The 13,480-nt window shown below is 69.1% G+C and carries 10 protein-coding genes; 2 read left to right on the top strand and 8 right to left on the bottom strand.

Annotated elements, in window-relative coordinates; translation table 11 throughout:
- The first annotated feature begins 63 nt into the window (after positions 1–63).
- Both LTV02_RS06345 and LTV02_RS06340 read left to right on the top strand, forming a co-directional pair.
- On the top strand, positions 64–948 hold the full coding sequence (locus LTV02_RS06345; RefSeq protein WP_233038944.1) for a peptidylprolyl isomerase: 885 nt from the start codon (positions 64–66) through the stop codon (positions 946–948).
- Positions 949–1,355: 407 nt separating this feature from the next.
- The gene (locus LTV02_RS06340) at positions 1,356–1,916 is read left to right on the top strand and encodes a hypothetical protein (protein ID WP_067723522.1); all 561 of its coding nucleotides are present in this window, start codon (positions 1,356–1,358) and stop codon (positions 1,914–1,916) included.
- Positions 1,917–1,972: 56 nt separating this feature from the next.
- On the opposite strand, the gene LTV02_RS06335 is transcribed toward LTV02_RS06340, so the two are convergent.
- The 8 genes from LTV02_RS06335 to LTV02_RS06300 all read right to left on the bottom strand — a co-directional run bounded on the left by LTV02_RS06335 (position 1,973) and on the right by LTV02_RS06300 (position 13,417).
- Positions 1,973–2,359 (bottom strand): DUF4913 domain-containing protein, encoded by a 387-nt coding sequence (locus LTV02_RS06335; protein WP_233038943.1) that lies wholly within the window; start codon positions 2,357–2,359, stop codon positions 1,973–1,975.
- Entirely contained in the window at positions 2,356–3,690 is a 1,335-nt protein-coding gene (locus tag LTV02_RS06330; RefSeq protein WP_233038942.1) for a type IV secretory system conjugative DNA transfer family protein, read from the bottom strand. The genes LTV02_RS06335 and LTV02_RS06330 overlap by 4 nt, the downstream gene beginning before the upstream one ends.
- A complete protein-coding gene (locus LTV02_RS06325; protein WP_233038941.1) occupies positions 3,687–4,217 on the bottom strand; it encodes a hypothetical protein in 531 nt (176 codons plus the stop codon). The genes LTV02_RS06330 and LTV02_RS06325 overlap by 4 nt, the downstream gene beginning before the upstream one ends.
- A gap of 53 nt (positions 4,218–4,270) precedes the next feature.
- Positions 4,271–4,831: a hypothetical protein gene (locus LTV02_RS06320; protein ID WP_233038940.1), complete on the bottom strand. Its 561-nt coding sequence runs from the start codon at positions 4,829–4,831 to the stop codon at positions 4,271–4,273.
- 155 nt (positions 4,832–4,986) lie between these two features.
- On the bottom strand, positions 4,987–5,295 hold the full coding sequence (locus LTV02_RS06315; protein ID WP_067723525.1) for a transposase: 309 nt from the start codon (positions 5,293–5,295) through the stop codon (positions 4,987–4,989).
- Entirely contained in the window at positions 5,292–7,385 is a 2,094-nt protein-coding gene (locus tag LTV02_RS06310; RefSeq protein WP_233038939.1) for a hypothetical protein, read from the bottom strand. Before LTV02_RS06310 ends, LTV02_RS06315 begins: the two co-directional genes overlap by 4 nt.
- Before the next feature lie 3,072 nt (positions 7,386–10,457).
- Positions 10,458–11,948 (bottom strand): SCO6880 family protein, encoded by a 1,491-nt coding sequence (locus LTV02_RS06305; RefSeq protein WP_067723529.1) that lies wholly within the window; start codon positions 11,946–11,948, stop codon positions 10,458–10,460.
- Positions 11,945–13,417 carry a hypothetical protein gene (locus LTV02_RS06300; protein WP_233038938.1) on the bottom strand — a complete coding sequence of 491 codons (1,473 nt, stop codon included), beginning with the start codon at positions 13,415–13,417 and terminating at the stop codon, positions 11,945–11,947. The genes LTV02_RS06305 and LTV02_RS06300 overlap by 4 nt, the downstream gene beginning before the upstream one ends.
- Positions 13,418–13,480 lie beyond the last annotated feature (63 nt).

Here is a 13,480-nt window from a genome sequence, read left to right as displayed (position 1 = left end):
AACGTCTCAGGAAGTGATGGCACACTCTTACCCCGGAAGCAACCGATACGGAGGGAATGGCTAGTGCCGAGCAATGAACAGCGACGCGCTGCGGCGAAACGGAAGCTGGAGCGTCAACTGGCCAACCGGGCCCAGCGGGCGCGCAAGCGTAAGCAACTCACCATCGCCGCGTCCACACTGGGCGTCGTGGTCGCCGTAGCGGCCGGTGTCGGCATCTACTTCTGGGCGAAGAGCGACGACAACTCGACGACGGCGGCCAAGGACACCCCCGAGGCCTCGCTGGCCTCCGCCCCGCCCAAGGCCAAGGCCAAGCCCGCGGCGGTGAACTGCGGTTACCGCGACTCCCAGCAGCCCGCGGACCGGCCGGTCGCCAAGCCGAACGGGGAGAACGTCTCGACCACCGCGCAGCCGCAGCACGTCACCCTGCAGACCAGCCAGGGCGCCATCGGCCTGACCATGGACGCCGCCGCGTCGCCGTGCACGGTGAACAGCTTCGAGACCCTGGCCAAGGAGAAGTTCTTCGACGGCACCTCCTGCCATCGCCTGACCACCGGCGAGGGCCTGAAGGTGCTGCAGTGCGGGGACCCGACGGGCACCGGAAACGGCGGTCCCGGTTACGAATTCGACAATGAGTACCCGACCGACCAGTACTCGGCGCAGGATCCGGCCATGCAGACCCCGGTCGCCTACAAGCGCGGCGTGATCGCCATGGCGAACGCCAACTACGGCGTCGGCTCCACCGGCATCGACGGCAAGGGCACCAACGGCAGCCAGTTCTTCCTGGTCTACGGCGATTCCCAATTGCCGCCGCAGTACACCATCTTCGGCACTATCGACGATGCCGGCCTGGCCACCCTCGACAAGGTGGCGGGCCAGGGCGCGCGGGGCGGCGCGCCGGACGGCTCGCCGAACGCGGTTGTGAACATCGAGTCGGTCGGAATCAACTGAGCGGTACGGTTTTTCGGGCCCGGCGCGTCGGTTGCGCCGGGCCCGTTCCTTTTCCGGCGGACGCTTGTCCAGACCACCCGTGAACGTCCGGTGTAAGGCTTTCCTAACCAAAGAAAATCCGAAGTTTTCGACCCCATGCCGGAATTGTGCGATATATGCTGGATCGCGACGCGCGCGTACGGCGGTATCCGAGTTTTCGCTGGTAACCTCGTAGAACGGAGTACGAAGCGGCGTAGTAAAGCCCAACGGGTGACCCCCACCGGGCCCGCTCAGACGCCTCCACTACTCCCGGTGTCCACGTTTGCAGGCGGGACAGGGCTATCCGAACCACCGTTCGCATAGCGATGTTCACGACGAAGCACCACAATCATCCATAGTGATCACTGCAGCACATCGGGGAGCAGGCAATGGCCGAGGATATCGATGACATCGGCCGCGAAACCGCGGCGATGATGAGGCAGATGTTGCAGCTCGCGACACTTGTCGCGCTGCGCACCCGGGAACGTGGCCAGAAGGAAGCGGAAGCCCGCGTCAAGGTCACCGAGACCCGGCAGAAAGAGGCTCGCGAGCGTCAGCTGCGCGAGGCCGCGGATGCCAAGGCCAAGGATCCGCGCAATCTCGAGCTCACGCGTATTCTCGAAAAGCCGCCTCTGGAAAAGGGTCTGTCGCTCGAGAAGGACAAGTTCGCCGCGCAAGCCGAGGCCGGACGCATGGCGGCCACCCAGGCCGCGATCAACAAGTCACTCGTACGCTACGACTCGGTGGAGCGCCGGGCCGCACTGGCCCAGCATCTTTCGCGGATGGGCATCTCCCCCGAACTCGCGGCCGTGCGAATGCTGCTGGAAGTCGGGCAGGCTCAGTCGGCGCAGGACGCGGTACGAGCTCGCGAACAGGAAGCGGCGGTCGCCCAGCGGCGCGCGCGTGAAATGGAAGCCCGTGCGCGCGAACGGGTTCGCACCCCGAACTGAAAAGAACTGCCCGCGAGCGCCGGCTCGCGGGCAGAAATCTTTCTCCACCACCGCACTCAGATGCGGAAGTCCCCCACCGTAGGATCACTGAAGAGTCCTTGCTGCGGCGACTTCAGCGGCAACGGGGTCAGCATGTCCTTGTGCCCGTTACGGACCGAGCAGTATTTGAACGGCCCCTTCGGATCGAAGAGCTTCGCCATGTGCGGGTCGGCGTGATCCAAAAACCAAACGGACAGGCCGGTTTTGCCGTCCAGGCGGTAGTGCTCCCACGCCCGCCACATGGCATCGAGCCGCGCAACCGCCTCGGCATGCTTCCACCACTCGGGGCACCACACGGTATCGCTGATGTCGGTCACCTGCCGCCGGTACACCAGGCTCAGGTAGTTCTCCACGAACTCGACCACGCTCGCGTAGACCATGGGTTGTTGCTGCTGCTCGTTCACAGCGGCCGGACCTCCTCGATTGTCGCGGCAACTTGCGCCGGTTCGGCCTGGATCAGCGCCTGCCGTTCATTGAGGAGATCGACGAACTCCGTCTTCTGACGCGGCGACGGATCATGGTTGATGATCGACTGTTTCACTTCTTCGGCGTATTCGCCCTCCCACCACGGCACGGTGCGGATCAGCACCGCGGGCGCGCCGGAGGAGAACACGATGGCGCGGCCGTGCGGCAGCGTCGCCAGGCCGTGCAGGTTGAAGGTCTTGGACGAGCCGAGCGAACGCGAATAGCTCTTGCCGCCTTTGGATTCCGACACCGACGAGGAGATGCTCTCGTATTCGCCGATGGCCTCGGACCGCTCCTGCAGGAACTTGGCCTCGTCCACGCCGGGACCCAGCACCTTGATATTGGCCGCGCCCCAGAGCGCGTCCATCCCGTCCATACCCCAGCAGCGCGCACCCTGCGCCCAGGACTGCAGCACCGTCATGACCACGATGCCGCGCGAGCCGAAGTGGCTGTACTGCTTGGGCAGATCCTTCCAGCGCACCACGTTCGCGGCCTCGTCCAGCACCGCGAGCAGCGGAATCGCCAGGCGCCCACCGGGTGAGCGGGACGCCTTGCGCATGGCCACCTCGACCACCGCTTCGGTGAGCGCGCTCACCAGCGGCGAGGCCGAACCGCGGCCCTCCAGGGAGAGGCTGTACAAAGTGCCGTTGCGCTCGATGAATTCGAGTTCGTCGAGCGGTTTGCGATTGTTGCCCGGCGTGATCCACGGATGGATATTGGACATCTTCAGGCAGCGCACCATGGCCTTGGCGGTGCCGAAGATACCGCTGCGGGTGCGTTCGTCGAGGTTGTACTGCTGCGCGAGACCCGGTGCCATGTAATGCATTCCGGCCTGGCGTAGCAATTCCACCGGTTCGGTGTCCTGCCAGTTGTTGACCCATTCCCAGACCTGGGTGATGGGCCGCCCGCCGGCCGCGGCGGCCAGGAACAGACCGGCCAGCAGGTCCTCGGCCTCGGGATCGAAGTAGCTGTCACTGCCCTGGCCGCCACCGCCGGGACCGTCCTCGGCATCGGAGAAGTGACCGGCCAGTTTCATCGCGCGCAGTTCGTAGCCGGGGCGATGCGGGTCGATCCAGGCCATCGGATCCCAGTACCAGCTGGGTTCCTCCTGCTGGATCAGATCGTGCGAGTCCACCGCCACGCCCTGCGGGTCGAAGACGTAGATGGGACTGCCTTTCTTGGCCCGCACGTCCCGGGTGGCGTCGACGACGTCCCGCTTGTTGGAGGTGACGATCACCGGGCCGATGGCCGAGAGCACCGCCGGGATCACCCGCGAGGTGGTCTTGCCCTGGCGGGGCCCCAGATATCGATCTGCAGGTCCTCGTACGAGCCGTAGAGCTGGATGCCGTCGGCCACCGAGATACCGATCGGTACGCCCGGATTGTCCTCGCGGCCCAGCCGCATGCCCAGATCCTTGGCCTTCTGGCGCACGCCCTCCTCGGTCAGCGCCTTGATCGCGCCGCCGGAGCCCATGTAGTCGGCCTTGTCGTCGACCGGCAGTCGCCCCTTGGACTTGCGCGCGGCCTGCTTCTTCTTGACCACCCGCCAGGTCACGGCGGCCAGGATCACCAGCACCACGATGACGGTGGAGGCCATCGGCCAGTGCAGTTTGCCCTTGGCGAGATCCACGCCGATGGCGATCGGGTTGATCGGGAACTTCTGGCGCGGAGTCGACAACAGGTTGCCCACTTGCAGGGCGAACCACAGGGTTCCGAAAATCGCGAAACCCGCGTAGATCATGTGGAGTTGGGTGTCGGGACCGGGATCAGCCGGATCCGTCACCTTCTTCTTCGCCATCTCTAGCCTCCTGGGATGACCTGTGTGTCAGTGCCGCTCGGTGTCATTGCCACTCAACGGAATTCGTCCAGCAGCCAGCCGCCGGTGGTGGTGCGTACGACGGTGGCGACGACCGTGGCCGGCGGCAGGGTTTCGCGCCGTCCGTCGGGGTATACGACCGTCTGCTCGATACCGATCTTGTACTGCTGGCGGTTCGGATCCGCGCCGGCCGGCGCTTTCTCCCCGGACGCGAACGCGAAAGCCTCGATGTGTGCGCCCGCTTTGCTCCAATTGGACCACTGCAGGGTGGGCTTCGGCGTTTCCGCGCCGGTGGGTGGTGTATCCAGTGTACGGATCAGCGTGGGACCCAGCCATTTCCGCGCCCGCGCCAGCGACGAGCTCTGGGTTTCGGTGGGCGGATTCCAGGTGTAGATCTCGCGCAGGGCCGCCACCGCGACGCCTTCGGCGGAGGCCGGATCGGGCGCGGGGGCATTCTCCAGCAACCGGGTGGTGGTCGGAACATCCTGCCCGCCACCCGATTTCGAAGACGGCGAATCGCTGCCACCGCCACCGCACGCGGTGATCAGTACCGCGAGGGTCACCACCAGCATCACCACCAGGTTCGTGCGTTGCACCGCCGGATTCACTCCGCCCGGCACGCGCCGTCGCTCCGGTCCCGAATGCTCCGGGCGCGCGGCCGGACCACCCTTCCAGGCTAGTCGTCCGGACCGACACCCGGGCCATACCAGCGGGTTTCCCCCGTCGGCGTGTCCGTTTCGATCGGGTCGGGTCATGTGCCGCGACTGGCTTCGTTGATGGTTTCCACCAGGCTGCGGTTCATTTCCGCGGCGGCCGCGAGCTGCTGTTGCAGCAGGGCCACCTTGCGGCGCAAGGCGATCGCGTCCATGCGTTCCAGGCCGGGGCTCTCGGCGGCGCGGACCCAGTTGCGCACCGAATTGGTGTGCACGCCGATCTGGTCGGCGACCACCCGGCATGCCTCCGATTCCGAGCGGAGTTTCCCGGTCAGCGCGATCACCTGTTCGACCGCGGCCTGCCGGACCTCCGGCGAGACTCTTCGGTAGGACCGATGCGGCATCATGCGCCACTCCCCTCGTCCGCGCCGTCGCCGGCGTACTCCGGTTCGCCGGTACCGCCGAATTCGCTGAAACGCGAGTTGGTGTCGTGGATTCCGCTCTCCTTCTCCGAGAGCGTGAACTCCATGTGGAACGGGATGCCCGGGCGGCGATCCTCACCGATCTTGAGCAGGAATTTGCCGGTGCCCGGAGCGGGCGGGCGGGTCTGGCCGGGTTTGAGCGCTTCACCGGTGAGCGCCTGCGGCGCGGACCAGCTGGTCACCATATCCTCCTCGGCGCTGGTGAAGGGAACCGTGGAATCCAAGCGGGAGATCTCCTCGGCCGGGAGCGCGCCGAAGATCTTGGCGCGGGCGCGTTCCAGGAAGCCGAGCGCCTTGGCGATGGCGGCTTCGCTGCCCAGGGCCTGGAGGTCCTTGATGGTGTGGCTGATCATGATGAGCGCGGTGCCGATACCGCGCTGCAGACGGGTCAGCTCGTCCACGCGATCGACCATGAAGTCGCCGAGGCCGAGCACCTGCCACAGCTCGTCCATCACCACCTGGAAGTAGCGCTGCGGGCCGAGTTCGGCGTCGGCGAGCACGTGCGCGGCTTCCACCGAGGCGAAACCGTCGGCCCAGCAGGCCAGCATGACGGCGGCCTTGAGTTTCTTGTCGCCGTTCGGGATGTGCGAGACGTCGATGCAGACCGCGGTCGAATTGGTGTCGATGGGAGTCGTGGTGTGACCGTTGAAGATCGCGCCGAACGGGCCCTGGGTGAGGGCGCGCAGCGAGCGGCGCAGGCCCTTGATGGCGTTCTGGTATTCGTCCGGGTTGTCGGCGCCGGCGTCGAGCTGCAGTTCGTCGCCGCCCGCCACGATGACCTCCAGGAGGTCTTCCAGGATGGGCGGGTGTTCCGGGGTGAACCGGCTGCCGTCCCGGTAGAGGATGCGCAGGCCGGTCGAGACCAGGGTTTCCTCGAAGTCGCGCACGCGCGCCCCGCGCACCAGTTCCACCAGGCCGGCGACCAGGGTCACCTGCCGAGCACGCAGTTCCTGCATGACCTGGGTGCGCAGTTCCGGGTGGTCGCCCAGCAGCGGGACGATGGAGCCGAGCACGCCGGCGGCCAGCGGATTCAATTTGCCGTAGCCGTAACCCAGGTCGATGACCTGGCCGCCGACCAGCTCCACCAGTTTGCGGTAGTCGGGTTTGACGTCGGCCAGCACCAGCGGGGTGATCCCTTGTGCCACACCGCCGAGCACGATGCGGCGCACCAGCGAGGACTTGCCGAAACCGTTGAGGCCCAGGACGAAAAGGCTCGGCGCGGTGATGAAGCTGCCGCGCATGAACCAGTTCATCGGGTCGAAGCAGACCGGCGCGCCCGTATGCAGGTGCGAGCCCAGCGGTGTACCGATCAGCGGCGCACCGGCGCCCACCGACCAGGGCCACAGTCCGGCCACCTGAGCGGTGGTGGCCCGGTACTCCACCGGCCGCCCCACCACGTTCATCCGTCCGCCGCCGGCCCCGGTGTATCCGCGATCGGTGAGTTGCGCTGTGGTCCGGTCGAATTCGTCGAAGCTGCCGTACTCGAGCCGCTCGGCCCGCGCCGCGAAGTTCCGGCGCCGCAGGTCGTCGGTATGAATCCGGAACGTAGCCCAAGCCGCCTTGAGCCCGCTCCCCTCCCGCGCCGTGACCTCCAGCTTCGCCCGCGTAGCGTCGTCCAGCAGCTTCGGCCCGGACTGCTTCTTGCGCTCGGCCTTCCGCCGCGCCGCGGCTTTCTGAGCCGCCGCCTTCTTCGCCGCCCGATCCTCGGCTACCTGCTCCTTCGCGATCCGAGCCTGCTCCCCCTTGCTCTTTCGCGCCCCGCCCCGCCCGCGCTCATCCGCACGCCGAGCCCGTTCCTCCGGGCCGCTCCGCTCGCTGCGCCCGGCCCGGCTCCGCCCCGCCTCGTTCGCCTCCTCCTCGGTCCGAGACCGCCGAGTCCGCCCCGGCGCAGCGCGCACCCCCAAATGCACCGGGTCGGCATCCGTCGGCCGCCCGCGCCCGGTTCCCCTGCCCCGCTGCCCCTCTCCGCCGACCTCCCCCTCGACGCCACCGGTCCGCTCCCCCCGCCCACGCACGCCATGCTCCCCCGGCGTCCGCCCTTCCGACTGATAATCCGCCCGCCGAGCCCGGCCCTCGCCGTCCCCACGCCGCGTCCCCCGCCCACCCGGCTCCTCACGCCGCCGCTCCCGCCCCGCCTCACCCTCACGCCCGGAAGCCGCATCGCCACCGCGCCCGCCACGACCAGAAGCCCCACCCGCACCAAATCCGTCGCGAACAGAGGCTCCACCGGCACCGCGTCCATCGCGAACAGAAGCCCCATCCGCACCGCGTCCGTCACGAACGGAAGTCGTGTCAGCGCCATCGCGATTCACCACACCGGTCCGCGCACCCACTTCCTCCGCGCGCCGTCCACGTGCCCCACGGTCATCAACCCGTCGCGACCGGTCGGTCTCGGAAGCCGCGCCGTCCCCCCGCCCAGCCGCCGACTCCGTACGCCGCACCCGATCCCCCGGCTCGTCCCGTCGCCCACGCACCCCCGATTCCCCACCGCGCGTAGCGATTTCACCCGGCGCGGTCCGCCGCGCGAGCTCACGCCCACCACGACCCTCCACACCGTTTTCACCGCCGTCATCCGAACGCGCCCGATCCCGCCCGGCCCGCCGCTCACCACTCTCGGCAGTCCCGGCCCGACGCCGTTCCGCCCCGGCGCCTTCCGGCTCACGCCCGGCCGTCACAGCATCCGACCCACGCCCTAGCTCCCGGTCCATCCGATCCCCCTCGGCCAGTTCCGACCCGCGCGAAGTCCCGTCACCACCAGACTCCACACGGCGCGCGAGTCCGCGCTCCGATTCACCCGCACCGACCACACCCACCCGGCCGGCAACCTCCGAACCCCGGTCGAGCACCTCAGCATCCCGCGCGGCATCTACCCGCACACCGTGGTCACGCTCCGCGACGGCCGAATCCGATACTGACGCATCGGTTTCCGACATATCCTCCGGAGCCTGCGCTATCCGGTGATCGGCAATGTCACCACCGGCCCGTGGCTCGCCACGATCTCGCGCGTCCTGCACCGACGCCTCCGGCGATCCCGGCTCGGCGCGCTGCTCCAAATTCCTACCCGCCACCACCGAAGCCGACTGGCCGGCACTCAGTTCGACAGACTGAACCTCGGATTCGGGAGCACCGGCAAAGAGTTCCGCCGCGCGTTCCTCCGATTCGTCCTGCTGCAACCCAGCTTCCGTGGCCGAATCAACCAGCGCCGCCAGCGCTTCAGCCGCCACACTCATCGACCGCGAAGCCCGTTCGGCCTCGGCTCCGTCACCCGACAGCGAACTCTCGTCCACGCGCCCGGAACCCGGACGCCGCGTCTGCGCCTGATCCGCGGATGTATTTCCATCGCCCACCGTGCTCACGCCGGCCGACCGCGCCTGTTCCGCTCCCGGAGTGTCCGGATTCCGCAGCCGCGCCGACACCGCAGCCTCGTCCACGGCCGCGTCCGGGATGCGAGACCGTCCGGACGACTGAGCCGGTTCCACGGTGGATGTCGCGTCACCGGGCACAGCCGCTTGTTCCTCTGCGGCATGCGCGCCTTGGGGCAGGCCGCGGGCCTGATCTCGAGGTGGCGCTGGGTCGTCCGGCAAATCCGTGACTTTGCGGGAAGGGCCCTCAGCCGCAGAATCCGACGAGTCGAACTGGCCGGACGGGCGTGTCGGGGCGGCTGCCCCCGCCGCAGTGGCATTCCGGGTCGGTCCGGCCGCCCGGTCGCGGGGGTCGTCATCCGCTCCAGCGGATGGCCGCCGGGTACCTACCGGCTCCGACGAGTTGCGACGTTCGTCCACCGAATCCGAGGTTGCGTCTGCCGTTTCCCTGCTCGTGCGCCCGGCCGCGTCTTGCGCATCGGTCGCCGAGTCACGCCGGGCGGCATTGCCGGACGTGGTGTCCGGGGCGACGGCCCGCTGTGCGACCGCTTGCTGCGCGGTTCCCACAGCATCGTGCCCGGGCGAACCCGGAATGCGAGAACGTCCGGACGACTGAACCGGCTCCACGGTGGGTGCTGCGTCACCGGGCCCAGCCTCATACGCCTCGGCTACGCGCGGCCGTTCGGGCATGCGACGGGCCGGATCTCGATGTGGCGCTGGGTCGTCCGGCGAATCCGTGACGTTGTCGGAAGGACCCTCGGGCGCCGTCGAGTCCGGCGTGACGAACCGCACGGACGGGCGCGCCGCCTCCAGCGAAGGGGGGCGCGGCGCGAATCTGTCGGGCGGGGAGTCGGTTTCCGGGTGGCCGACTGCTGCCGAGCGGGCGCGTTCGGAGCGGCGGGCGGCTTCTACGGACCGCTCGCGAAGGGATCCGGGGCCATCCACCGGGGAGGTGCCGCGCCGGATTTCCGCGGGTGGGGTGGCTTCGGGAGCCTGGGCTCGACGCGTGGCGGCTCGACCGGTGTCGTCGCCCGGGCGACGCGTGCTCCGACGTGAATCGTCTGTGATGGAGCCGGTTCCGGTGGATTCGGTGGGGCTCGGGGTGACCGCCGGGTCGGGGAGTATCGGCGGGAGGGAGGGCAGGCTGGGGCGACGGGCCGGGCGGGAGACCGCGGTCTGATCCGATTGAGCTGGTGACGCTTCCGACTGGGAGCGGGTGCGCTCGTAGGGGAGCGCGGGCTCCGGGCGGGATGTGCGCTGGACGGCACCCGTGCCGGGGCGCTGCCGGGCGCGGTCGCCGGAGGCGCGCTGGGTGGTCCCGGGCCGGTCCGCGGGAGCGGCGTCGGTGGGTGCGTCGTGGCCGTGGCGGGCGCAGTCGTCGCCGGGGGTGCAGGGGCCGCGGTCGCGGGACGGCGAACGCGAATCGGTGTCGCCGGCACCGGTTTTCGCCGCGCCGGCGGCATCGGGGGCGGCCGGCTCCGCCGGGTCCGGCTCCGGTTCGGGGAGGGGGTCGCGGCGGAGCATGCGGCGGTCGGGGAGGGTGCCTTTGCGGGGGCGGTGTTCGTCGCGGACCAGGCGGGAGGGGGCCGGGCGGTCGGGTTCGGGGTCGCCGGGGAACCGGTCGACGGGCTCGATCGGGGGGATGTCGCGGCGGGCGCTGCGGCGGGCCGGCGGGGCCGAATCGCGTTCGCGCACCGGGGGTTCGGGGTCACGTGGCATGGCGGATCACCCTGCGAGGGCTTTCGGGATCGTGGCGTGTTCGGGGAGGATGACGCCGCAGCCGAGGGAGGCGGCGAAGGCCGCGCCCTGGTAGCGGTAGCAGCGCCGGATCTTCAGGCGCGCCTGGGTGGACAGGTCGCGGGTGATGGCCTCGATGCGCGGCAGGTCGCCGCGCAACGGCTCGGTGATGGTCACCAGGGCGCCGAAACGGGTGACGCCGTGGCCGCGCGCCTGCTCCTCACGGGCCTGCTGGGTGGCGCCGACCCGGAGGGTCGCGGCCGCGGACACCACGCCGCGCTCGGATTGCTGTGCCACCAAAGCGTTCTTGTAGTCGTCGTCCACGATCTGCGCGGCGTCACCGGCCGAGTGCGGCCGGTAGACGATGGCGATGCGCTTGCGCGGCACTTCGGGATTCGGCGCCAGCAGACGCTGCAGCACGCGCTCGTCCACCGCGCCTTCCGGCGCGGTATCCATCTCCCAGGTGACCGACCGGCCACCGTCGTGAATGAAGTGGTCCCAGCGCTCCTCGTGCGAAACCGGCCCCGCGTCGGCCCAATCCAGCCCGTGCCCGCCGGGCTCCCCCGCCGCGACCTCGAGATCGGCCTGCGCCGCCGGATCGTAACTGCGGCGAATGAACGAGATCACGTCCTCGGCCGACATCGGCTGGCACCGCACACCGGCCTCGGCGAGAGCGGCGCAGATGCCGGGCAACCGGCGCCCGATCTCGACCGCTTCCTCGGCGGGATTCTTGCGCCGCTCGGCCGTGGTCGCCTTGAACGTGATGGCCACCCGCGGCAGCAATTGCACCCGCTCCTGCGGCAATTCGGTGGCCAGCTCGTACATGACCTGCTGCGCCAGATCCGGCGCTTCCGGCCGGGTGATGGTGGCGACCTCGGTGAGCAACCGGTTGCCGGTCTCGGGCACGGTGTCGATCACCGGCACCACCGCCACGATGTCGGAGGTCTGCCCCAGCGAGGCCAGGAAGTTGCCCCACGCCCCGACCCAGCGATCGATGACCGGCTGATCGACGGCCTCGTGCCCCTGCGGCCAGGCCCGCAAAACCACGGTGTACTGCCCGAATTGGGGCAGATGGATCATGCCGAACTGATACCCGCCGGCATCCACGCCTTCGTACAGCCGCGACGGCGCCATCAATCCGGGCAGCCGCGTGACGCCGCCGGGAATCCGGGAGAACCGCCCGCCTCGATAGACGTGCTCGCCCTTGTTCCGTCCGCGCAACCAATGGAACATCATCAATCCCGTCTCGTAGCCGGAGCGTCCCCCGGTCCGCCACACCAGTGGAACCATCACGACCAGACCGAAGCCCGCGACGAACAGGGCCGGTTTCGGCCCCGCCACCAGCGCCGTGAGCAGCGCGGTGATCACCACCGCGAACCCGACCACGGTCTCACCCCAGCGCAGGCCGAAAAGTCCTGCGCTGCGGGGCTTCTGCCACAGGCCGTACGAGCGCCGCTCGTAGGTGTCGGTCATGGTCATCGCGGGATGGTGCTCCTACCGAGGTCGGGTGAACGGTTGGCCCAGCGGTCTCCGGCGATATCGCCCATGCGTTCGTCGGCGCGGTTCAGGCTCGCGGTCGCGGCCCGGACCTGTGCGACGCGATTCGCCGCGCGCGCCGCGCCCGACGGTACTGCGCCGCCTCCGCCGCCGGAGGGATTCCCGGCGGGTGTCGCACCCGCGCCTCCGCCGCCGCCACCCGGGCGGGGCGGGGGCACCGGCCGTCCGCCGCCGCCGCGCGGTCCGGGAGCGCCGGGCCCGCCGGGTCCGCGCCGGCCCGGACCACCCACGTAGCCGGCGTTTCCGGCCGTGGCGCGCGGCGCGACCGCACGCGTACCGACCGCGCCGAGCGCCGCGATACCCACCAATGTGCCGGTGGTGGCGGTCAAACCGGAACCGCCGCTACCCACGATGGCGACCGCGGGGGTGGCCAGTCGCATGAGCGCGGGCAGCACGAACGCCACGCTGCACAGCAGCACCAGCGCCACCAGCATCCGCTGCGCCTGATCCGCGTCGGGCAGCGTGCCCGCCGTGGTCAGGTCGTCCACGTGCCCGGCGGTGGTGAAGGCGATCATGTACACGATGGCCGCCACCGGCTTCCACAGCATGAACGCGATGATCCAGCTGATCAGCTTGGGATAGGACTGTTTACCGGTGGCCGTGCCCGAAGCCGCCGCCGCCAAGGGCAATACGCCCGCCGCGACGACCAGCAGCCCCTGCCGCACGATGGCCAGCACGATCTGCGCCAGCGCCCCGAGCAGGCCGACGATGGCGATGATCAGCACCAGGCCCGGCGAGAACGCTTGCAGGCTGGAGGTTTTCACCATCAGCTCGGCCAGGTCCTTGGCATTGCCGTCGGTGGCGTCGTTGATCACCCATTCGGAGAACTTGTCCGAGGCCTGGGTGCCCGCCACCACCACCGCGCCCAGCATCCAGGAGCTGAAGATGACGCGCGCGAACATGCGGAAGGATTCGGCGGCCTCACTGACCGCGGCGCCGCGTCTGGCTTCGGCGAGCCGGGCTCCGGAGATGATGACCGACACCATCAAGAGCAATATCTGCGCTTGATAGGTGTAGTCGTTGATCTTGGTGAATAGCGCCCCGGTATCGCTGATTCTCTCGTTGGGCACCTTCATCCAGAAGGTCAGCGCGAGGATCAGCGCCTCGCCCAGACCGCTCATCAGCGAGTCCACCACCTTGCCGAAGGTGGAGTCCCACGCCTTGTCGCGCACGGTGGCCGCGGCGTCACCCGGATGGGTGGCCACATTGCCGGCCTTGCACGCGGCCGAAGCGGCGTCGCCGAGCGAGATGCCCGGGATGCCGAGACCGTCGAGCGAGTCGTGTAATTCGTTGCAGGCCGAGTCGAAGCCGTACTGCGCGTAGGCCACCGTCGGAGTAGCGAGCATGACGGTGAACACGACCGCGAAGATCGTGAGTATGCGCCTCAGCATGAAATCCACCTCTCGATGGGTCGCAATGCCACGTTATTCAGGTTTGCGTTGCGCCGGATCACG

The organism is Nocardia yamanashiensis, from assembly GCF_021183565.1.
GTDB classification, from domain to species: Bacteria; Actinomycetota; Actinomycetes; order Mycobacteriales; family Mycobacteriaceae; genus Nocardia; species Nocardia yamanashiensis.
This window is presented reverse-complemented; position numbering and strand designations above follow the sequence as displayed.

What these genes read in the sequence shown, in the direction of transcription:
- LTV02_RS06315 (WP_067723525.1), bottom strand. Translation starts at nt 5,295, where the DNA reads ATGATGCCGCATCGGTCCTACCGAAGAGTCTCGCCGGAGGTCCGGCAG.
- LTV02_RS06305 (WP_067723529.1), bottom strand. Translation starts at nt 11,948, where the DNA reads ATGACCATGACCGACACCTACGAGCGGCGCTCGTACGGCCTGTGGCAG.
- LTV02_RS06325 (WP_233038941.1), bottom strand. Translation starts at nt 4,217, where the DNA reads ATGGCGAAGAAGAAGGTGACGGATCCGGCTGATCCCGGTCCCGACACC.
- LTV02_RS06300 (WP_233038938.1), bottom strand. Translation starts at nt 13,417, where the DNA reads ATGCTGAGGCGCATACTCACGATCTTCGCGGTCGTGTTCACCGTCATG.
- LTV02_RS06340 (WP_067723522.1), top strand. Translation starts at nt 1,356, where the DNA reads ATGGCCGAGGATATCGATGACATCGGCCGCGAAACCGCGGCGATGATG.